Source organism: Micromonospora sp. NPDC050795 (assembly GCF_044456785.1).
Taxonomy (GTDB): domain Bacteria; phylum Actinomycetota; class Actinomycetes; order Mycobacteriales; family Micromonosporaceae; genus Micromonospora.
The window spans coordinates 110,454-131,009 of the sequence record NZ_JBITGE010000010.1 but is presented as its reverse complement, the minus strand read 5'-3'; the positions used below and the strand labels follow the sequence as shown (position 1 = coordinate 131,009).

The window sequence follows — 20,556 nt, the reverse complement described above, 5'->3', positions numbered from 1 at the left end:
CGCGCCACGCCGCCTCAGGCTGACCGCTGCGCGGTGTCGCCGTCGCGGAGACGGTCCAACTCGGCGAGGTACATCGCCTGCATGCGGTCGTAGTGCCGGACCAGCAGCGCGACCTCCTCGACGCTGTAGCCCTCGATGAGTCGCTCCGCCCGCTCGGCGAACCGCTCGTACGGCCGCTCCAACTCGGCGGCCCGCTCCGGCCGCAGGGTGACGATCAACCGCCGCCGGTCCGCCGGATCGCGCTCTGCGGTCACGTAGCCTGCCTGCTGGAGCCGGCGGAGCATGCTGGTCACCGCCCCGGTGGTGAGGTTGGTCCGCTCGGCGACCTGCCCCGCGGTGGCGGATCCGACGTCCGCCAGGTGGTCCAGGCACTCCAGGTCGCTCACTGTGAGGCCCAGCCGCTCCGCGACGGCGTACCGGAACACCATGGACAGCCGCGACATCTCCCGCCCGGCGCGCATGAGGTCGGTGATCGCGGACGCGCGGGCCGGCTCGTGGGACATGCCGGCAATCATCCCTCCGCTACGGTGACCCGGTGCAGCCGAGGTAGCACGCGGGTCAGCACCCAGTGGGGTGCCGCGGCTCCCCCGGTGAGGCGGCGCATCAGCCTGGTCGCGGTGTCGACGGCCCGGAAGGCGTAGCGCACCATCTCGTCCTGGTAGCTGGCGATCGCCTCCTCCACCGGCGCGCCGCCGGCCCGCGCCTCGACCAGCTTGTGGCCGAGCAGGGCGGCGTCACGCAGCGCTGTGTTGCCGCCGTGCGCGCCGAACGGCGGCATGACGTGCACGGCGTCGCCCATCATCGTTGCCCGGGGCACCGCCCACCGACGCGGGCGCTGGCCGGCGGCGAAGAGGTTGAGCACTGTGGCGTCCAGCTCGGCCGTACCGACCAGCCGCCGGATGACCGGGTGGAAGTCCATGCTCATCCCGGAGGCCAGTCTCCACAGCGTCAGCAGGTCGCCCCGGATGCCCATGGGCACCTCCTCCTGCCGGAGCAACAGTCCCCACATGACGTAGTCGCCGCCGGTGGGCGCATAGCTGCCCGGGGCCAGGCGCGCGAACGCCTCCGACGGGCTCTCGCCGAACCGCATGGAGGTGAAGAAGAAGGCGCGGCCCGGCCGGTCGGCGATGGCCAGGACCCCGCTGCTGTGCAGCGCTTCCGGGATGATGCTCTCACCGTTGCGCCACAGGGGCGACCGGCCGTAGATGCCCGCCATCGGGCTGTTCGCCGGGTTCGCGTCCGGCATGATCTGCGCGCGCAGCGCCGAGCCGACACCGTCCGCACCCACGACGACGCTTGCCGCGGCGGCGCCGCCGTCGGAGAACAGCAGCCGCGGCCGTGTCGGGTCGCCGCTGTCCACCGCGATGGCGTCCTTGCCGTAGTGGATGCGCCCGTTCAGCCCGGACTGCAGGGTCAGCCGGTCGACCTGGCGGGTCGCGTGCGGCTCGTCCTTGAAGGTGATGGTGAACGCGTCCCGCAGCCGACTGTCGGTGAAGCGTAGGTGCCCGCCGGGCTCGTCGCCGGTGGTCAGCGCCAGGTTGTACAGCGAGCGCGGCAGGCTCTCGCGCAGCGCTTCCAGGCCGTACCGGTCGAGGATGATCCGATAGCCCTGCCGCCGGACGAAGGGGCCCGGGTCCCGTTCGTAGACGTGCACGTCGATGCCGGCGCGCATCAGGTACTGGGCGAGACAGAGGCCGGAAAGGCCGGCGCCGGCGATAGCCACCGAGAAGTCCGTCGATGTGGTCACGGAATTATCTTAATGACTAAGATGATTTGGGCAAGGCCGCCGGCCGAGACGGCTGGACGACCGGCTCACCGGCGTGCCGCTGTTCCTCGGCCGGGTCCACGACCCGCTGACCGAGAGCCCAGCCTGACCGGACGGGCCCAGACGACAGTCCTCCAGAGCCTCAACGGAAACCGGGCCCGCTAGCTGACCCCGGCGTGCACCTGCTCAGGAGCGTCAGAGTGGTGCCGTTCGGTGTCTTCGTCCTCGTCGCGCCGGGCATCGCGGGACTTCTTCACGAGTCAGTTCCGACCAGGGAGCCGGCGATGGGAGAGATCCTCAACGGCGCACCCGATAACGCAGGTGAAGCACCCGGTTGCCCTGAATCACCACGTCAGGATCCCCCAACAGGTGCTGCGCGTGGACCGACCCGAAATAGCGCTTCCCGGACCCGAACACCACGGGTACAACGTCCATGCGCACCTCGTCGACCAGGCCCGCGGCAAGCACCTGACCGCCGACGTCACCAGCGGCGACCTCGACGATGCGGTCACCCGCGAGCTCCTGCGCCTTTGCCACGGCCGCCGTGACGCCGTCGACGAAGTGGAACGGCGCCCCGGGATCCCAGCCCTCGGGCTTCGGCCGGTGCGTCACGACGACCACGTGGTCGATCCCGCTCGGCGGCTCCCCGTCCCAGCCGTCGGTCATGTCGAAGACGTGGCGGCCGGCGATCGTCACCCCGATCCGGTCCCAGTACGGCCGGACGTAGTCGTAGGACGTCTGGGACACCTTCGACGCGCCGCTCTCGTCCAACGGGACGTCACCGCTGGTCAACCAGTCGAACAGTGGTCCGGGCTGGTCGTTATCGTCCGCGATGAAGCCGTCCACCGACACCGAGCCGTACATGACCACGTCGCCCATCGGCGCGCTCCTCTGCTTGGGGATGCCCTCAGGTTAGAGTCCCGTGGGCTGTCGCTCTTGTACGGAATCAATCGCTCGGTAACGGCCAGCCGTCCAGCACGTGACCAGGATGTTCGCGCAGGAACCGCCGCCGGACCTCGACGTACCGGGTGGGTGTGAGCCCGGTGAAGGCCCGGAACTCGTGGCCGAAGTGGGCCTGGTCGAAGTAGCCGGCGGCATCGGCGAGGTCGGCCCAGTCGATCGGTTCGGCCGGGTTGATCGAGAGAACGGTGGCGGCGAAGCGGTAGGTGCGGGCAAACCGTTTCGGTGTGACGCCGACGAGCTCCTTGAACCGCTGTGCGAGGTGAGTGCTGCTGACACCGGCGGAAGCCCGCAGATCGTCGATCGCCACCGCCCCACTGGTCGCGGCGATGATGCGGCTCGCATGGCGGACCAGCCCCAGGCCGGCCGCGTCGCCCAGCCGTCGCATCAGCTCGTCCTCAAGCAGCGTCAGCATCTCATGGGGTCCCTCGGCCGTGGCCAGGCGATCTCGCAACTCAGCGATGGCGGGCCGGCCCCACACCTGCTCCACCGTCGCCGGCCGGTCGCACAGCTCCACCGCGGGCATCGGCAGGAACGGTGCCAGCCCCCACGGCTTGAAGTGCACGCCGACGGACCGGGTCCGGCTCGGGTAGCCGAACTCGAAGGCACGGGTGGGCGTGGTGACCACGCAGCCGTCGGCGTACTCGGCCGTCTGGACGTCAGCGCCGGCGCGGATGCGGAACGGTGCTCCGAGGTTGACGATGAGCAACGCCGCCGGACTTGCCGGCAGCGTCAGCCGGGCGTACGGCGGCGCACCCTCCAGGTAGTAGAGGTCGTCGATCAGCCCGTCCAGCGGCGGTCGCGGCACTCTGGACACGTACTCCACGCCGACAGTATCGCCGCCGCCACGGGACACTGAGCTGTCCACCACGCAGAGCGACCGCACCGCCGCTGATTTCAAGAAGCACCCGCACCCGCCCATCTCGTGGCCGCAGACGGCCCGGTTCGATGTCAGGTCACTCCTGCGGCGCGATCAGCCGGTCGTCGGCGACGTCGTGGACCGTGATCGCCTCCACCGGGCACGAGTCGGCGGCGTCGAGGATGACGTCGTCCGGGGCGACGACGTCGGTCAGCGGCGTGGACCGGCCGTCGACCAGGCGGAAGTGCTCGGGCGCGGTGCCGGCGCAGATGCTCGTGCCGATGCAGCGGCCCGAGTCCACCCCGATTCGCCAGGCGGTGCTCACCAGGCCACCGGCATGCCGAGCAGGCCCCGCACCAACATCCCCCGCTTCCACCGCAGATCGGCTTCCGGTACGGCGAGTCGCAACCCGGGCAGGCGGGTCACGAGGGTGGCGACGGCGACCTGCAACTCCATGCGGGCCAGTTGCGCGCCGACGCAGTGATGCACGCCGTGCCCGAAGCCCAGGTGCGGGTTCTGCTCGCGCGCGACATCCAGCCGGTTCGGGTCGGCGAAGACGGTACCGTCCCGATTCGCCGACGACAGTGAGCCGAGAACCGGCTCACCTGCCCGGACCAGCACCCCGCCGACCTCGACGTCCTCCTTGGCGTACCGGGCGAATGAGGAGCCGACGCCGAGCGGCACGTACCGCAGCAGTTCCTCGACCGCGGCCGGCACCAGCGACGGGTCGGACCGCAGCCGAGCGAGCTGGTCCGGATTGTGCAGCAGGACGTACACGAAGTTGGGGATCTGGGTGACTGTGGTCTCGTGGCCGGCCGCGAGCAGCCCAGCGGCCAGCTCCACCAGCTCGGTCTCGCTGAGCCGATCCTGATGCTCGTCGCGGGCCCGCACCAACGCGCCGAGCAGGTCGTCGATCCCGGGCTCGCGGCGGCGCTCGGCGACCAGACCACCGATGTAGCCCCAGAGGTTGTTCAGGTACTCCTGGACCGTCTCCTCGGGCAGGGAGGTGGTCGAGACGATCGCCTCGGACCAGATGTGGAAGCGGTCGCGGTCGGCGTACGGGACCCCGAGCAGCTCGCAGATCACCTGGATCGGCAGCGGCGTGGCGACGTGCTCCACCAGGTCGGCCGGAGGACCGAGCTGGACCATGTTGTCGACCAGCGCGTCGGCGATCTGCTGGGTTCGGGGTCGCAGCGCCTCCACCCGACGTGCCGTGAACGCCTTCGCCACCAGCCGGCGCAGCCGGGTGTGATCGGGCGGGTCCATGGTCAGCATGCGGCGATCCGAGCCATTCCGGCGCGACCGCATCAGCGTCAATCGCATAGATGGACGTCAGTATGTGTGACGCCGACCTGCCGCTCGCCAACCGCCCCCGAGTTGGGCGTTGACTCGAAGCCAGGAAGACGTAACGCTGTGGAAGCGCTCCCATCGGCGAGCTCCTATGGAAAGGAATGCTCGTGCGTCCCACCACCGCTCTACTTCCGGTCGTGCTCGCCACGGCCCTCGGCGGTCTGGCCCTGCCAGAGCCCGCCCTGGCCGCGGCCGGCCCGGCGCTGGCCGTCGACACCACTGCCGCCCGGCACCAGATCAGCCCGTACATCTACGGCATGAACTTCGCCGACCAGGCCCTCGCCAGCGACCTGCGGCTGCCGGTGCACCGCTATGGCGGCAACGCCACCACCCGCTACAACTTCCGTGCCGACACCACCAACCGCGCGTCGGACTGGTACTTCGAGAACATCCCCAACGACAACCCGAGTCCGGGCGACCTCCCGAAGGGCTCGGAGAGCGACCGGTTCGTGCAGCAGAACAAGGCCACCGGCGCCGCCACGGTCATGACGGTGCCAATGCTCGGCTGGATCGCCAAGGACCGGTCGCGGGCGTGTGGCTTCAGCGTCGCCAAGTACGGCCCGCAGGAGTCCACCGACACCTGGGCACCGGACTGCGGCAACGGCAAGAAGCCGGACGGGTCGCTGGTCACCGGCAACGATCCGACGGACACCAGCGTCGCCGTCGGCCCGGAGTACGTCACCGACTTCGTCAACCACCTCAAGGGGCAGTTCGGCGCCGCCACCGACGGCGGGGTCCAGTTCTACAACCTGGACAACGAGCCGGACCTGTGGCAGTCCACCCACCGCGACGTCCGCCCGACCGGCATGGGATACGACGAGCTACGCGACCGCACCTACGCGTACGCCGCCGCGATCAAGGCTGCCGACCCCGGCGCGAAGACGCTCGGTCCGGTCGGTTGGGGCCTCAACTCGATCATCTTCTCGGGCCTCGACCAGGACACCTGCTCGCGCACCGGATGCTGGTCGAACCCACCGGACAAGGCCGCGCACGGCGGCCAGGACCTCGGCCCGTGGTACCTGGACCGGATGCGCGAGTACGAGCAGCAGCACGGCACCCGCATCCTCGACTACTTCGACGTCCACCTCTACCCGCAGCAGTCCGGCGTGCTCGGCGACGCGGCCGGCGACGCCAACACCCAGGCGCTGCGGCTGCGCTCGACCCGCCAACTCTGGGACCCGACCTACGTGGACGAAAGCTGGATCAACAGCCCGGTCCGGTTCATCCCGCGCCTGCGCGAGTTGGTCGACCAGCACTACCCGGGCACGAAGGTCGCGATGACCGAGTACAACTGGGGTGGCTTCGGGTCGCTCAACGGCGCCCTCGCCCAGGCTGACGTACTCGGCATCTTCGGCCGCGAAGGGCTCGACCTCGCCACCCTCTGGACCGCGCCCACGGCCGACCAACCGGTGGCAAACGCGTTCCGCGTCTACCGCAACTACGACGGCAAGGGCGGCGCGTTCGGCGAGACCTCCGTCCAGGCGAGCAGCGCCGACCAGGGCAAGTTGGCGGTGTACGCCGCCGAGCGCAGCGCCGACAAGGCCCTCACGGTGGTCGTCGTCAACAAGACCGGCGACGACCTGACCAGCCCGGTCACCCTCACCGGGGCCTCCGCCAGCACCGCTCAGGCCTACCGCTACAGCGGGGCGGATCTCACCGGCGTCGTCCGGGGTGCAGACCTTCCGGTGACCGCCGGCGGCCTCACGACCACCTTCCCGGCCAACTCCATCACCCACCTGGTGCTGCCGCGCGGCACCACGCCCGGCGACACCCAGGCCCCGACCGTCCCGGGCAAGCCGACCGCCGGCACGATCACCGGCGACAGCGTCGCGCTGACCTGGACGCCGTCCACCGACAACACCGCCGTCACCGGCTACGACGTGCACCGCGTCGACACCGCCGGCACCGTGAAGGTGGGCAGCGCCACCGGCACCGCGTACACCGTGACCGGGTTGACGCCGGACACCCCGTACACCTTCGTGGTGACCGCCCGCGACGCGGCGGGCAACGTCTCGGCGGCCTCGCCCGGCCTGACCGTGCGGACCGCGCCCACTCCCCCGACCGGCGGCTGCACGGTCGCCTGGACGGCGAACAGTTGGCCGGGCGGCTTCACCGCGACACTGACGGTCAAGAACACCGGCACCACCGCCGTCGACGGCTGGAAACTCGCCTTCGACTTCCCCACTACCGGCCAGAAGGTCAGCCAGGGCTGGTCGGCCACCTGGAAACAGAGCGGAACGAGCGTCACCGCGGACAGCATGAGTTGGAACGGCAGACTCGCCCCGGGCGCGTCCACCAGCATCGGCTTCAACGGCACCTGGAGCGGCACCAATCCGGCGCCGACCGCCTTCAACCTCAACGGTCAACGCTGCGGGTGAACTGAGAAATCCCCATCCGGACCGACGGAGCAGGCCGGAGGGGTCGGGGTGCAGGAGCACCCCGACCCCTCCGTTCTCGAACGGCCGTCCGGGTCAGACCCGTGGCCCGACCCCGCGCACCGCGGTTGCCGCCCAGAGGCTCAGGCCTCGTCGGCCTTCTTCTTGTCACGGTTCATGGCCAGGTCGAGCGCGAGGACGCTACCGATGATGAGCAGCGGGTCCACGCCGGCGGTGACCTGCACGGCGTAGGTGTCCCGGATCGTCAGCCACCGCTTGGAGACCGAGGCCACCTCGGTGCCGTCGCGTTCGATCACGTACTCGTGGTCGAGCAGGTCACCCTTCATCACCAGGTCATCGGGCCCCGGCACATCGATGGTGAACTTGTCGCGGAACGGCGTGAGCAGCTTCTTGCGGACCTCGGCGGCCTTCTCGCCGCCGATGCGGATCTCGTACGTGGGACGCAGCGCCACCAGGTGCCGGTGCAGCGTGGCGACCTCATGGCCGGAGGCGTCCTCGATGACGACCTTGTCGCGGACGCTGAGCACCTTGCCGTCGACGTGGAAGACCTTGGTGCCGTGCTCGTCGAGCACGTCGAAGTCGTCGCCGATCGAGAAGAACCGCTCCTTGATGACAAACATGAGTCGATTGTCCCCCACCGCACACCGAAGTGCCGGCCGAGCCGACTGGGGGCACCGCCGAGGTGCCAGGTCAGCCCCTCTTGGCCACCGAGCACGCCCGGTTGTTCGGGTAGCCGGTACGGCCAGGTGGGACGGAAGCGTGCACCCGTGACAGCCTCTGACCAGCGTCGGATCAGGTCGCCCTGCCACCGGGGGTCCACTCTGGCAAGCTGTCCCAGTGATGGTCGGTGATCTGTTGGACGACAGGTATCAGGTCGAGAGCCGTCTCGGCGCTGGCGGAATGTCGGTCGTCTGGCGGGCGTGGGACCGTGTCCTCGAACGTGGGGTGGCAGTCAAGGTCCTGGCCGGCGCGCAGGCCGCCGCCCGTGGCGCGCGGCAACGCGTCCAGGCAGAGGCCAGGGCCGCAGCGGGGCTCTGGCACCCGCACGTGACCAGTGTGTACGACTATGGCGAGCACACCGATGCCGCCGGCCGCCAGGTCTCGTACGTGGTGATGGAACTGCTGCCCGGCGAGACCCTGTCCGAGCGCCTTGCCGCCGGTCCACTGCCGCCGGCCGTCGCGATGCGGACGTGCGCGCAGGTCGCCGAGGCGCTCGCCGCCGCACACGAACGTCAGCTGGTGCACCGGGACATCAAGCCGTCCAACGTGATGCTGACACCGGCCGGTGTGAAGGTGGTCGATTTCGGTATCGCCACCACAGTGGGTCGGCCGGAGCTGGAGGCGGACGGACAACTGTTGGGCACCGCGGCCTACCTCGCGCCGGAACGGCTCGCCGGTGGCACTGTCCTGCCCGCTTCCGATGTCTACGCGCTCGGGCTGCTGCTGTACCGAACGCTGACCAATGAGCTGCCCTGGTCGGCGGAGACTCCCACGCAGATGTTGACGGCTCACGTGTACGTCGATCCGGCGCCGCTGCCGGACGTCGAGGGAGTGTCACCGGAGGTTCACCGCCTCCTCGACCGTTGCCTCGCCAGGGAGCCGGCGGATCGACCGGATGCCGCGGAGGTGGCCGCGGCCCTGCACGGTTTCGCCGATGACGCCGAGCGCCGGTTGAAACAGGCGGCACAGTCGGCATCCGTCTCGGCCCCGGCTACCGCCGGCCCCTCTCCCGATCGGCGTCGCCGCATCCCAAGGGCCGTGTTGATCCCCGTTCTCGTGGCGACGGCAGCGACCGTTTCGCTCCTGCTCCCTCAGTTCGTACCTGTTGACGGCGGATCGGGCGGCATCGCCACACGTGAGGGTGCCGCCCCGCCCGACGCTGCCCTCGAGGTGTCTGCCACCGAGACACCTGCTGCCCGGCAGACATCCGCGGAGCCCGCACCAGCCTCTCGACCAAGCCGCACGGTGGCCGCTCCGGCTGGGCCTGTTGAAGCGAGCGCCGGCGCCGGTTCGTCGGCCGGCCCTGGCCCTACGACGTCACCCAGTGCCGACCCGTCGACGGTCCCGTCCAGTGCCGCGCCGGCGCCGACCCCCCCGAAGCCGGGTACAGCCCTGCGGGCACTCGGTGGTGTGGTGACCGTGCTCTGCACCGGCGATCAGGCTCGCGTTGTGGACGTCGCTCCTGCCCCCGGCTACCGCCTCAAGGACTACCACCCCGGGCCGGTCAAGGAGATCCAGGTGGTGCTGCTGTCAGCGGGCAACAGGAGCGAGATCAGGGCGCGGTGCGACCACGGCACGCTGTTGCCGAAGATAAAGGAGAGCCGTCAGTGAGCTGACGACACGCTCTGTGGTGGTGATATTGCACCGACCGACTGGTGACGTACGCCGGAGCCGGGCGGGTATGTCCGGTCATCAGGTCGACTGAGGCTGCGGGTCGGCGAGGTATTTGGTGATGCGGAGCAGCACGTGATCCGGTGGCCCGGCGACGAAGGCCGCCGCGTCGGCGAGTGCGGCGATCAAGGGCAGCCCACGGCCGCCGACGGTGAGCGGGTCGGGCAGGTCGACGTCGAGCCGCCCAGCGCCGTTGGGACTACTGCCGCGGTTGCCGACCTCGAGCAGGCACATGTGATCATCGATATCGATGGTGATGTCGACGGTGCTGTCGAGATCGGCGTGCATCACCGCGTTGGCGCATGCCTCGGTGATCAGCACGGCGAGGTGGCCGCGAGACTCCTCGGTGGCCTCGGTGAGGCTCAGGAGGGTGACGAGCGTGTGGCGGGCTCGGGTCACCGAGGTCGGCTGCCGCGGCAGTGACAACGTCATGGTCACGCGCATCGCGAAGTTCCTCCTCGGCCCGTACGCAACCACGCCGGGCTGAAGCGGGACGCATCGGTTGTTGTCAGCCTTACCCGGGGTTTGCTGAGCCGAAACGGTCAAGACGTCCGCGCGGCGTACGCCGGCCGACGGCGCTTCGCCCGCCGGCAGAATAGAGTATGCGGGGATCATCGGCGTGGGAGTGTGTCGTGGACTTGCTGTTGTCGGCCCGGCCGGGCCGGGGTTGCACCGTGCTCGAGGTGCGCGGCGAACTGGACATGGCGACGTCTCCGCAGTTGCGCGAGAGTCTGCAACGGTTGGTTGACGCCGGTGAACCGCAGGTGGTGGTGGATCTGGCCGGGGTGGGTTTCATGGATTCCAGCGCACTGGGCGCGCTGGTGGTGATGTTCAAGGCGATGCGTGTCGCCGACGGACGGTTGTGCGTAGCCGCGGCGCAACCCGCCGTGCGTAACGTGCTGACGGTCACATCAGTGGATCGGGTCATCGACGTGTATGACAGCGTGCAGGCCGCTGAGGCGAGCGTGCCGTCCGCGGATGACGCGACCGGCCGGTAGATCAGTCCGGCAGCGCGGCGCTGGCGCGCGCCTGGTCGGCGCCGGCGCTGCTCCGCCGCTCCTCGCTGTGCCCGCCGTGCCAGTCCAGGACGAACAGCGTGGCATCGTCGGCCAGGGTCGGTCCGCTGACCTCGAGCGCGGCGTCGGCCAGGGCCCGGACAGCCTCACGCGGGTGCAGATGAGCAATCGACCGCAGCATGTTCGGTAGATCCAGTTTGGCGGCGTTACGCTCCCGCATGCCATCGGTCAGCACTACCAGACGGTCGCCGGGTAGCAGCGTGACCTCGCCATCGCGGTAACCGGCCCCGGCGAACATACCCAGGGGGAAGTTGGCCGGTAGCGGCAGCGTCCGGACGTCCCCGTCGCGCACCAGCAGCGGCGGCACATGCCCGGCGTTGAGCAGCGCGCACACCCCGGTACGCAGGTCGAGACGGCCGAGGATCGCGGTGACGTAACTGCCCGGCACGGCGGCGTGTTCGGCCACCTCGGCATCCGCGGCGTCAGCCTGTGCCACCAGACCAACCGCGCCGCGACGACGGCTGTTGCGCAGGCTGCCCACGCCCAGGGTGGCAGTCAGCGCGCTGGCCACCCCGTGCCCCATCGCGTCGGTGACGCTGAAATGCAGCACGTCGCGGGCAAGGCTGTAATCGAAGGTGTCCCCGCCGACGCTGGCGGCGGGCTCCAGCCAGCCGGACAGGGTGAACGCACTACTCTCACAGGTGAACGAGGCGGGCAGCAGGCGGCGCTGGATCTCGCCGGACAGGGTGAACGGGGTCGTGCGCTGCCCCCACTCGAACAGGTCAGTGTACCGCCGGTTGGCGATCACCACGAACGCCAACACGTGCGCCGTGCGGGCGATCTCCTGCAGCGTCGCGGGGGCGGGCTCGTCAGGCAGGATCATCTCAAGCAGACCGATAGCCTCACCACGGTCGGTCACCGGCGCCAACACCGTCCATCCGTCCGGCTGCGCCAAAACCCCCACCGTCTGGCTGCGTAGCGCCTGCTCGGCGGGGCCGTTGTCGAACGGCATCACAGTGGCAACCTCGTCACCGTCCCGGCGGCCGTCACCGGCACCGTCGAGCGGCACGTGGGCCAACCGGACCAGCGCCCGACCGCTGAGGTCCGCGATCAGGAATGACACACTGCGCGCACCCAGCGCCGCACCGAGTTCCCGGGTGACCGCCTCGACCGCCTCGACCGGCGAGGCGTTCTCCGCCGCGTCCAACATCTGCGTCATGATCCGTCCTCGACTGCTCTGCACCGAGAGAGCCTACGAGACCTACCGGCCATCGCCGAGCACAAGGACAGTCACCTCAGCCCGGGGACTTCCCAGGCAGGCGGTCAGGACGTGCAGAACGACGCCGGCTCGGTCAGGTCGAGGTCCTTGCAGTCCCAACCGGTGCCCTGGTCGTGGAATCGCCAGCCCGTGCCGGCCGTGTAATGGAACAGGTAGATGACGGCCCCGGCGTCCGGACGCTGCACGTCGGCCGCCGCCCACGTCTCGACGCAGTCCACCGCCCTTGAAGCGAAAGACCAGCCCGCCGGCAGCTCGACCAGGGTCCCGAGGGTCTGCGTCGTCGGACAGGTGGGATTCTGGGGTCCGTCACTGGTGCTGGCGGATCCGGGTGGCGTCGGAGGCTCGGGCCTGTCACGGGTGGCGAAGGCGACCATGCCGCCGATGGCGAACACCAGCGTCGCCGCCGCCGCTCCGGTGGTGAGCGCTGTCCGCCGTTGTGACTGCCGCGACTTGCGCAGGGTGCGCTCGTACAGGTCGGCGGTGCCGCCGTGCTCGCTCAGATCGGACATGGCCTGACGCAGGGGCCCGAGGTTGTCGGTCATCAGGCCTCCTCCATCACGGCCGAAAGCAGCTCGGGCGCTATCTCCCGCATGCGGGCCAGGGCCTTGCTGGTCTGACTCTTGATCGTGCCGACTGAGCATTGCAGCAGATCCGCGGTCTCGGCCTCGGTGCGGTCCTCGAAGAACCGCGCCACCAGCGCGGCGCGTTGCCGCTGGGTGAGTTGGGCGAGAGCCTGGTGCAGGGCAAGCTTGAGATCGGTGCGGCGAGCATGGTCGCTGCCGGGCTGAACCACGTCGGCCAGTTCGCCGGGCAGGGACTCGGCTACCTTGCGGCGCCGCCACCAGCTCACATGCTGGTGGTACATGGCGGTGCGGGTGTACGCCTCGAAGTGCCCGGGATCATTGAGCCGGCGCCGGCCCCTGTGCGTGCGGGCCAGCGCATCCTGCACCAGGTCCTCGGCGAGGTGCCGGTCGCCGGTCAGCAGGAACGCCGTTCGCAGCAACGCCGGCGAGCGGGTCCGCACGAACTCACAGAAAAGATCGTCCACGGAGTGCGCCATGCCGCGCTGGTCCCCCCACGTACCCGACGTCCTTCAGGCAGCGGCGTCGTCGATGCGGCCGATTGACTGTGGCGCACACCTTAGCTGGTGTGCGCCACAGCACGTGAACGCGGTCAACCCGTCAGGAGATGCAGAACGGCGCAGGCTCGGTGAGGCCGAGGTCCTTGCAGTCATATCCGCTGCCCTCGCCGTAGTACTTCCAGCCCGCGCCGGTCACGAAGTGGAACAGGTAGACGCCGTCACCGGCCTTCGGGCCCTGCGGATCAGCTCCCGCCCAGTCCTTGACGCACTCGACACCGCCGAACGTCAAGCCCTTCGGGAGCTCGACAAGGGCCTCCAGGGTCTTCGCCGAAGGGCAGGTGGCATTCGTGGCCGCGCTGTTCGCCGGCTTCGCCGTCGTCGTCACCGGCTCCGAGATGCAGAACGGCGCCGGCTCGCTGAGGCCGAGATCCTCGCAGTCCCATCCGCTGCCCTGGTCGTAGTACTTCCAGCCCGTGCCGCTCGCGTAGCGGAACAGATAGACGCCGTCACCGGCGGTCGGACCCTGCGGATCGGCCGCCGCCCAGTCCTTGACGCACGTGACCGTCCTGAGAGACGAGCCCTTCGGCAGCTCGACCAGCGTCTGGAGGGTCGCTGCCGAGGGACAGTCGGTGGCCGTGGTAGCCACGGCGGGCGATGCACTGGGGGTGCCAGTGGCGACAGCGGCCGACGTCGGCGCAGAGGCGGTTGGGCCAGGACCAGATGCCGGCGTGGAGCCACAGGCCGTCTGTGCAAATAGGACAGCGGCAATGGGCAGCAGCAGGAGAGGACGTGCAGACATTTCCGGGCCCCTATGGATCGTGGCGATCGTCGCTTACATCCGGGTACATGCGATCCACCGCCCGCAGGTTGCCGTCAACCAAGAAAAATCTCGAAATCTCTCGGCGACCCCGCGCGCAACGCCACCCGGCCCGCCGTCGTCAGTGCTCGGTGGCGAGCGCGGGAAGCCAGCTGACGTCCTCGGGGGTGCCGTCATGGGTCGCCATCTGCTACGGTAACCGAGTTGCAGTTTTGATTTCCGTAGACGTTTTCCAGCGCCTGATGGGTCATCTGAACCCACCCAGGCGCTTTTCGTTTTTCGTGTCGTTTCGACGCGGGTGATCAACGCGGCGGCGTAGGGGTCCGCACAGTGCGGTCTCCAACAGCCTGCGAGGAGCAGAGATGACTACAGGTACCGTGAAGTGGTTCAACGCCGACAAGGGCTTCGGCTTCATCAGCCCGGACGACGGTGGCGCCGACGTCTTCGCCCACTTCTCCGCGATCTCGGCGAGCGGCTTCCGCAGCCTCGACGAGAACCAGAAGGTGGAGTTCGACATCACCCAGGGCCAGAAGGGCCCGCAGGCGGAGAACATCCGCCCGCTCTGATCCACACTCTGCGAACGGCGGCCCGACTGATTCAGCGGGCCGCCGTTCGGCGTTTCATGCGTCGACCACGGCGTCTCACCATGGCCCGAGGAACGGCAAGGCACGTCTGCGCGATCCGCCAGGAGTCAGCATCACGTCACCGGAGGACATCATCTTCACCGTCAACGCCATCGCCGCGCCGTCCGCCACCGAACCGCTCGTGCGTACCACCATCGAACGGCGGGACCTCGGCCCGCATGATGTTCTCATCGACATCCGCTACGCCGGCATCTGCCACTCTGACATCCACACGGTGCGCGGCGACTGGGGCAGCGTTCCCTACCCGCTCACCGTCGGCCACGAGATCGTCGGTCGAATCACCGAGGTCGGCGCCGACGTCACCCGCCACGCGGTCGGCGACCGCGCCGGTGTCGGCTGCATGGTCAACTCGTGTCGCGAGTGCGAGAACTGCCGCACCGGAAACGAGCAGTACTGCCTCAAGGGCAACACCCAGACGTACGCGAGCGTCGACCGGGACGGCACCGTCACCCAGGGCGGGTACTCGACCCAGGTGGTCGTGAACGAGGACTTCGTGCTGCGGGTGCCGGAAACCATCCCGTACGAGGCGGCTGCGCCGATGCTGTGCGCGGGCATCACCACGTACTCTCCGCTGGCGCACTGGAATGCCGGTCCCGGCAAGAAGGTCGCGGTGGTGGGCCTGGGCGGTCTGGGCCACATGGCTGTCAAGATCGCCGCAGCGATGGGCGCCGAGGTGACAGTGCTGTCCCAGACGCTGGGCAAGAAGGACGACGGCCTGCGCTTCGGGGCCGAGCACTACCACGCCACCAAGGATCCGGCGACGTTCGAGGTGCTCAAGAACAGCTTCGACCTGATCATCAACACGGTCAGCGCACCGATCGACATGGCCAGCTACCTCGGTCTGCTGCGTCTGGACGGCACGCTTGTCAGCGTGGGTGCCCCGCCGGAGCCGCTTCCGGTGCCCGTCTTCGCGTTGTTCGGCAATCGACGTTCGTTCGCCGGCTCCAGCATCGGCAGCATCGCCGAGACGCAGGAGATGCTGGACTTCTGCGCCGAGCGCGGTATCGCTCCCGAGGTCGAGGTCATCGGCGCCGAGGCGGTCAACGACGCGTACGAGCGGGTGCTCGCCTCGGACGTGCGGTACCGGTTCGTCATCGACATCGACACCCTGCGCTGAGCTTCTCCGCGATTGTCAGGGTCCGCCGTACGGCGGGCTCTGGCGCGCGGCCGGGCCGGGGCGCGCGGTGGCTGGCGGTGAGCCGTTGGGCCGCCGAGGCGCAGGACGCGCGCGTCGGCGGCCCACGTTCTCAGCCGTTGGCGATCAGGCTGGCGATCTCGTTGTAGATCAGGTGCGCCTTGGCACCCTGGTTGGACGGGCAACCGCCCAGGTGGTGCAGGGCGAGCACGCGGTGGCTGGCGTTCAGCACGGGTGAACCCGAGTTGCCGCCGGAGGTGTCACAGCTGTAGCTGATGTTCCAGGTGTTGTAGTTCGCGTTCCGGACGGCGCAGGTCGGCCCGTTCTGGGTGTCCTCGTAGATCGACAGCCGCTTCGCGGTGCCGTCGCCGTGCCCGGGGATGTAGATCCGGGTGCCGTTGCTGGTGGCGGTCGTCGCCAGGTACAGCGTGCCGAATCCCTGGATGGCGGTGAAGTTGTTGACCGAGAACAGGGCGTAGTCCAGTTGGCTGGACCCACCGCTGCTCACCTGGTACAGGGTGGCACCGCTGACCTTGGTGCCGGCGCCGGGGTTCGCGCCGCCGCAGGTGGCGCACTGGTAGTTGAACTGCATCTCGCTGCCACTCACGGCCGCCTGCGTCGAGAAGCAGTGCTTGTTCGTCAGCATCCGGTTGGTGCTGCCGATCCGCCAGGTGGTGCACAGGCCACCGCCGCTGATCAGCAGCCGTGCCACCGACGCCCGCCGCGGGCGTACTCGGTGGGGTGGCTGTTCTGGTAGCAGACCACGTCGCGGCGGGCGTCGGTGCTGCACACGGACTGGGTGGTGAAGTTGTGCGCGGTGATCTCCGTGCGGTCGTACCCGCGCCAGAAGCGGTCAATGGTCGCGGCGCTGCCACGTGCGGTGCGGCTGCTGTGCAGGGTCACGACGGCGGTGTCACCCTCCACCGACATCGCCCAGAAGCCCGGCTGTCCGTCCGTGGTGTAGTCCGAACCGGTCGCCCGGTTCAGGTGGCGGTCGTACCGGTAGCTCTCCTTGCCGTCGCGGCTCGACACGGTGACGTAGTCGCCGTCGGCCAGTCGCAGTGAGCTGAAGTGCACCTTGACGTAGGTGGCACCGGGGTGCTGGATGATCTGTGTCCCGCCGCTGGGGGCGTAGGACAGAGAGCTGTTCACGGTGCGGAGTTCACCGATCGTTGTCACACCCTCTGCCGAGAACTGGTGCGATTCCGGTGCCCGCTCGGATCCTGGCGCGAGAGGGGCAACCGAGTACGCCTCGGCGGCGGGTACCGACAGGAGGCTCAGCCCAAGTGTGCAGGCAGCGAGCACGACCGCCCCCGTTCGCAGGCGGCGCAGGGCAAGTGTCATCTGTCGCTCCTTCTCAGGAATCAGCACCGAGACGTGCCTTCGGCCTTCATACCTGAGTTCGCCCAAGACATGTAGTCCCATCTATGTCATAACTGCCATCCGCGCTGGCCGAGGTCGAACGGAGGCCGGTGCGGCCACTATCATGCGAGCGTGGCTCACGTTGCCCAGGTCCGCAGGCCGTACCCGCTGCTCGTCGCCGCGGCGGTCGTGTTGGCGCTCGGCGCGGCCACGGCGTGGGGAGTCGGCGACACGCTAGGGCTGAGCCACTCCCCCGCCGCCGTGCCCCGCGAGGACGCTGTCGCCGCGCCGGCGCGGACGCCCGCACCGGTCCCGCCGTTGGCGTCCCTCGTCGTGCCCGACGAGCCGCGCGTCCGCAAGGCCGCAACCGCCGTCGCCGACGCGGTCGTTCTCCGCGGCCTGCCCCGACCCGTGCTCGTGTCGGCCACGTCGAGCCCGGCCAGGTCCGCGACGGCCGCGACGGGCACCGGCCCGGCGCTGGACCTGTCGGCGGTGAGGACGCTGCGGGCGGGCGTGCTGGCCACCCTCGGCGGGACACCCGAGGCGTACCGGCTCGACGTGCACGGCGCCGAACTGGCCGTCCAGGGCGGCGACGTCGCGGGCGTGGCAGCCGGGATGTACCGGCTGGCCGACCGGATCCGCTCCGGTGGCGAAGCGCTTCCCGCGTCGGACGCGGGTCGGGTGGTCATCCCCCGGCTCGGCCTGCGGCTGACCGACGCGGGTTCGGTCGGACGCGAGCCCGACCCGACCGTCTTCGCCGCCGGCGACGACTACGGCCTGAACACCGACGTGGTCGCTTCGGCGGTGCTGCCTGGCGCGCCGTGGGTGGACGCCGGCGCCGTGACCCGCATCGACACGCAGTTCCGCCAGTTCGTCGATCACTCGGTGGCGCAGGGGTTCAACGGCATCGTCGTACCCGGCTTCCTGGAGTACGTCACCTTCGCGAAGGTCGGCGACGGGCGCGCCGTCTATCCGACCGGCGACCCACACGTCGACCGCGCGCGGGCGATGGTCGCGGCCTTCGGCCCCGTCTTCCGGTACGCCGAGGACATGGGGATGCGGGTCTTTCTGCTGACCGACATGCTCGCGGTGTCGCCCCCACTGGAGGCATACCTGACGCGGACAGTCGGCGGCCTCGACGTGGCCGACCCTCGGCTGTGGTCGGTCTACCAGGCCGGCCTGGCCGAGCTGTTCGAGAGCATGCCGTTCGTCGACGGCCTGATGGTCCGCGTCGGCGAGGGCGGCGAGGTGTACGCCGGGACCGGCTGGGACTACTCGTCACGGCTCGCGGTCACCACGGAAGCGTCCGTACGCGCGATGCTGCGGGCGCTGCTGGACACCGCGGGTCCAGCCGGCAAAGAGATCATCTTCCGCACCTGGACGGTGGGCGTCGGTGCCGTCGGCGACCTGCACACCAACCCGGCGTCGTACGCGCAGGTGCTCGGCGGGCTCGACGATCCGCATCTCGTCGTGTCCACCAAGTACACCCTGGGCGACTTCTACAGCCACCTACCCCTGAACACCACACTGCTGGGCGGCGGGCACCGCCGCATCGTGGAGTTCCAGGCCCGGCGCGAGTTCGAGGCGTTCGGGTCGCTACCCAACGATCTAGGCCCGCTGCACAGCCAGGCGCTGCGCGCATTCCTCGCGGCCAACCCGAACGTCGAGGGTGTCTGGAACTGGACCCAGGACGGCGGGCCGTTGCGCGCCGGACCCATGTCGCTGTACCTGCGCGCGGGGTTCTGGCAGCTCTACGACCTCAACACGTACGCCGTCGGCCGACTCGCCTGGGATCCGTACGCCGACCCGGCGCAGGTCACGGCGGACTGGGCGTACCGCACGTTCTCCGGCGACCCGGACACCGTCGCCGCGATCGGGCAGGCCATGGCTCTGTCCCGGCAGGCGGTCACCAGAGGCCTCTACATCGGCCCGTACGCCGACCGGTCGGTGCGGGCGCTCGGGCTGGAACCGCCGCCCATGATGTGGATCTTCGAGTGGGACATCCCGACCGGCGACTCCGCCGCGCTGGACAGCATCTACGCGGTGACCGGCGGTCGCGTCGACGAGGCGATCGAGGAGGGCACGCAGGCCGTCGCGCTGGCCCGGCGCATGCGAGACCTGGTCGCCGCTACCGAACCGGCGACCTGGCGCGACGCCGAACTGCGCGGCCGCTTCACCGCGACTCTCGACTACCAGGTCAACCTGTTCGAGACGCTGAGCGCATACCGGACCATGGTGCTGCGGCACGCGCAGTGGCTGGACACGGGTGCCCCGGCCGCCCGCCACGACTGGCGGCTGGCCGCAGCGGCGTACCACGACGCGCGCGACACGCACCGGCAGCGCTACGGCGCCGACCTGGACCTGCCGGCGTACAACTTCACCGCCGCCGACCTCGGGGCGCGGCGTGCCGACCGGGACCCGGCGATGGCCTGGGCGGCCCGAGCGATACTCGGGTCGATCCTGCTGTTGGTGCTGCTCGGCCTGTACGGGCGCGGGTTCGGCGGGGCCGCCGCGCGCGGGTTGCTGCTCGGCGCGCTCCGGCCGTGGCGGGTGGCCGCGCTGCCGACACCCGTGACGCGGGCGGACCGGGTGCTGGTGTGGCTGGTCCCGGCCCTGGTGCTGGTGGCGAGCCGGCTCGTGTTGACCTGGTTCGCCGCTCCGGCGCACCTGCTGGTCACCCTCGGCGGGTGGGCGCTGTTCGCCCTCGTCGTACGCCTCGTCGTCGGCCGGCGGGATCCGTTCCACCTGTGGGCCGTGGTCGGCGGCGTCGCGCTGCTGCGCAGCGTGCTGCTGCTGGCGGCGCTCGCCGGACGCGGACCGGGCGGTTACTGGTTCGCGTTCTGGACCGCACCGGGCCTGCGCGCGGCGTACGTCACCGTCGCGTTCGCGGCGTTCTGCTGGCTGTTCGTAGCCGTCGCCGTGGTCCTGCGCGACCGGTACGACCTGCGCCGCCGAAGCGCCGTCGGGCTGACCCTGACCGCTGCGGGCGTGCCCCTCGGCGTGCTGTCCGCCCTGGTCTGGGTAGTGGGCCTGGAACGCGCGCTGACGGTGTGGAACGACCAGCTCGCGTTGCTGCCCTGGGGCCTGTCCCGCATCCTCGGCATCACCGTCCACCTCGGGATCCCCGCCCAACTCCCCGCATACACCGCCGCCGCCGGAATCCCCCTGGCCACCGCCGGCCTACTCCTGACACTCGGCCGCCACCGGCAGTCCGCCTGACCACCCACGCAGGCGAGGCAACCGTGGCGGCCGACCACCAGCGTTCACGGACTGGTCTATGCCGGCTCGCGCACGCCACCGGCGTTCCCACCGTCGTCCGGCATCGGTTCGGCCGGGGCTTCTGGCAGTTCGTCCGGCGCGCCGGGCAGAAGGACCCCCGCGTCGTCGGGCACCGGTTCGCGCGGGTCGATGGGCGGATACTGTTCCGGGTCGAGATCGGGTCCAGTCATCACGAGAGTATCCGTCGTTTTCGGCGCTACCGCTCGTCGGGCCCGGCGGCAG

General features: G+C 69.9%; 21 protein-coding genes. 6 read left to right on the top strand and 15 right to left on the bottom strand.

Annotation, left to right across the window (positions count from 1 at the left end; translation table 11 throughout):
- Window positions 1–14 precede the first annotated feature (14 nt).
- From ACIBEF_RS11625 to ACIBEF_RS11600, 6 genes are all read right to left on the bottom strand, one after another.
- Entirely contained in the window at window positions 15–503 is a 489-nt protein-coding gene (locus ACIBEF_RS11625; RefSeq protein ID WP_396793292.1) for a MarR family winged helix-turn-helix transcriptional regulator, read from the bottom strand.
- A gap of 8 nt (window positions 504–511) precedes the next feature.
- Window positions 512–1,747, bottom strand: coding sequence for an FAD-dependent oxidoreductase (locus tag ACIBEF_RS11620; protein WP_396793291.1), 1,236 nt, complete (start codon window positions 1,745–1,747; stop codon window positions 512–514).
- 315 nt (window positions 1,748–2,062) lie between these two features.
- The gene (locus ACIBEF_RS11615; protein ID WP_396793290.1) at window positions 2,063–2,644 is read right to left on the bottom strand and encodes a dihydrofolate reductase family protein; all 582 of its coding nucleotides are present in this window, start codon (window positions 2,642–2,644) and stop codon (window positions 2,063–2,065) included.
- Between the two features lie 67 nt (window positions 2,645–2,711).
- On the bottom strand, window positions 2,712–3,551 hold the full coding sequence (locus ACIBEF_RS11610) for an AraC family transcriptional regulator (RefSeq protein WP_396793288.1): 840 nt from the start codon (window positions 3,549–3,551) through the stop codon (window positions 2,712–2,714).
- Window positions 3,552–3,681: 130 nt separating this feature from the next.
- Window positions 3,682–3,909: a ferredoxin gene (locus ACIBEF_RS11605; RefSeq protein WP_396793286.1), complete on the bottom strand. Its 228-nt coding sequence runs from the start codon at window positions 3,907–3,909 to the stop codon at window positions 3,682–3,684.
- Window positions 3,906–4,859 (bottom strand): cytochrome P450, encoded by a 954-nt coding sequence (locus ACIBEF_RS11600; RefSeq protein WP_396793284.1) that lies wholly within the window; start codon window positions 4,857–4,859, stop codon window positions 3,906–3,908. Before ACIBEF_RS11600 ends, ACIBEF_RS11605 begins: the two co-directional genes overlap by 4 nt.
- Before the next feature lie 182 nt (window positions 4,860–5,041).
- On the opposite strand from ACIBEF_RS11600, the gene ACIBEF_RS11595 reads away from it, so the two are divergent.
- Window positions 5,042–7,312 carry a glycoside hydrolase family 44 protein gene (locus tag ACIBEF_RS11595; protein WP_396793282.1) on the top strand — a complete coding sequence of 757 codons (2,271 nt, stop codon included), beginning with the start codon at window positions 5,042–5,044 and terminating at the stop codon, window positions 7,310–7,312.
- 140 nt (window positions 7,313–7,452) lie between these two features.
- On the opposite strand, the gene ACIBEF_RS11590 is transcribed toward ACIBEF_RS11595, so the two are convergent.
- Window positions 7,453–7,950 carry an LURP-one-related/scramblase family protein gene (locus ACIBEF_RS11590; RefSeq protein WP_396793280.1) on the bottom strand — a complete coding sequence of 166 codons (498 nt, stop codon included), beginning with the start codon at window positions 7,948–7,950 and terminating at the stop codon, window positions 7,453–7,455.
- A 220-nt stretch (window positions 7,951–8,170) separates the two neighbouring features.
- Between ACIBEF_RS11590 and ACIBEF_RS11585 the strand changes: the two genes are divergently transcribed.
- Window positions 8,171–9,661 carry a protein kinase gene (locus ACIBEF_RS11585; RefSeq protein ID WP_396793278.1) on the top strand — a complete coding sequence of 497 codons (1,491 nt, stop codon included), beginning with the start codon at window positions 8,171–8,173 and terminating at the stop codon, window positions 9,659–9,661.
- A gap of 81 nt (window positions 9,662–9,742) precedes the next feature.
- Here ACIBEF_RS11585 and ACIBEF_RS11580 read toward each other — a convergent pair whose 3' ends face one another.
- Window positions 9,743–10,336 carry an ATP-binding protein gene (locus tag ACIBEF_RS11580; protein ID WP_396793277.1) on the bottom strand — a complete coding sequence of 198 codons (594 nt, stop codon included), beginning with the start codon at window positions 10,334–10,336 and terminating at the stop codon, window positions 9,743–9,745.
- A gap of 17 nt (window positions 10,337–10,353) precedes the next feature.
- Here ACIBEF_RS11580 and ACIBEF_RS11575 point away from each other — a divergent pair, with 17 nt between their 5' ends.
- Window positions 10,354–10,719, top strand: a complete 366-nt coding sequence (locus ACIBEF_RS11575; RefSeq protein ID WP_396793275.1) for an STAS domain-containing protein — start codon at window positions 10,354–10,356, stop codon at window positions 10,717–10,719.
- 1 nt (window position 10,720) lies between these two features.
- On the opposite strand, the gene ACIBEF_RS11570 is transcribed toward ACIBEF_RS11575, so the two are convergent.
- From ACIBEF_RS11570 to ACIBEF_RS11555, 4 genes are all read right to left on the bottom strand, one after another.
- Window positions 10,721–11,956, bottom strand: coding sequence for a PP2C family protein-serine/threonine phosphatase (locus tag ACIBEF_RS11570; protein WP_396793272.1), 1,236 nt, complete (start codon window positions 11,954–11,956; stop codon window positions 10,721–10,723).
- Between the two features lie 104 nt (window positions 11,957–12,060).
- Complete coding sequence (locus ACIBEF_RS11565; RefSeq protein WP_396793270.1) at window positions 12,061–12,558, bottom strand: hypothetical protein; 498 nt, start codon at window positions 12,556–12,558, stop codon at window positions 12,061–12,063.
- The gene (locus tag ACIBEF_RS11560) at window positions 12,558–13,076 is read right to left on the bottom strand and encodes a SigE family RNA polymerase sigma factor (RefSeq protein ID WP_396793269.1); all 519 of its coding nucleotides are present in this window, start codon (window positions 13,074–13,076) and stop codon (window positions 12,558–12,560) included. Before ACIBEF_RS11560 ends, ACIBEF_RS11565 begins: the two co-directional genes overlap by 1 nt.
- 121 nt (window positions 13,077–13,197) lie before the next feature.
- A complete protein-coding gene (locus tag ACIBEF_RS11555; RefSeq protein WP_396793267.1) occupies window positions 13,198–13,743 on the bottom strand; it encodes a hypothetical protein in 546 nt (181 codons plus the stop codon).
- A gap of 533 nt (window positions 13,744–14,276) precedes the next feature.
- On the opposite strand from ACIBEF_RS11555, the gene ACIBEF_RS11550 reads away from it, so the two are divergent.
- Window positions 14,277–14,480 carry a cold-shock protein gene (locus tag ACIBEF_RS11550; protein ID WP_013283833.1) on the top strand — a complete coding sequence of 68 codons (204 nt, stop codon included), beginning with the start codon at window positions 14,277–14,279 and terminating at the stop codon, window positions 14,478–14,480.
- 151 nt (window positions 14,481–14,631) lie between these two features.
- On the top strand, window positions 14,632–15,675 hold the full coding sequence (locus ACIBEF_RS11545) for an NAD(P)-dependent alcohol dehydrogenase (RefSeq protein ID WP_396793402.1): 1,044 nt from the start codon (window positions 14,632–14,634) through the stop codon (window positions 15,673–15,675).
- Between the two features lie 130 nt (window positions 15,676–15,805).
- On the opposite strand, the gene ACIBEF_RS11540 is transcribed toward ACIBEF_RS11545, so the two are convergent.
- The gene (locus tag ACIBEF_RS11540; protein ID WP_396793265.1) at window positions 15,806–16,405 is read right to left on the bottom strand and encodes a trypsin-like serine peptidase; all 600 of its coding nucleotides are present in this window, start codon (window positions 16,403–16,405) and stop codon (window positions 15,806–15,808) included.
- Window positions 16,390–16,845 carry a hypothetical protein gene (locus ACIBEF_RS11535; protein ID WP_396793264.1) on the bottom strand — a complete coding sequence of 152 codons (456 nt, stop codon included), beginning with the start codon at window positions 16,843–16,845 and terminating at the stop codon, window positions 16,390–16,392. Before ACIBEF_RS11535 ends, ACIBEF_RS11540 begins: the two co-directional genes overlap by 16 nt.
- Window positions 16,846–17,187: 342 nt before the next feature.
- Between ACIBEF_RS11535 and ACIBEF_RS11530 the strand changes: the two genes are divergently transcribed.
- The gene (locus tag ACIBEF_RS11530) at window positions 17,188–20,274 is read left to right on the top strand and encodes a hypothetical protein (protein ID WP_396793262.1); all 3,087 of its coding nucleotides are present in this window, start codon (window positions 17,188–17,190) and stop codon (window positions 20,272–20,274) included.
- Between the two features lie 56 nt (window positions 20,275–20,330).
- Here the strand turns inward: ACIBEF_RS11530 and ACIBEF_RS11525 are convergent, their stop codons facing one another.
- On the bottom strand, window positions 20,331–20,504 hold the full coding sequence (locus ACIBEF_RS11525; protein ID WP_167457586.1) for a hypothetical protein: 174 nt from the start codon (window positions 20,502–20,504) through the stop codon (window positions 20,331–20,333).
- Between the last annotated feature and the right edge of the window lie 52 nt (window positions 20,505–20,556).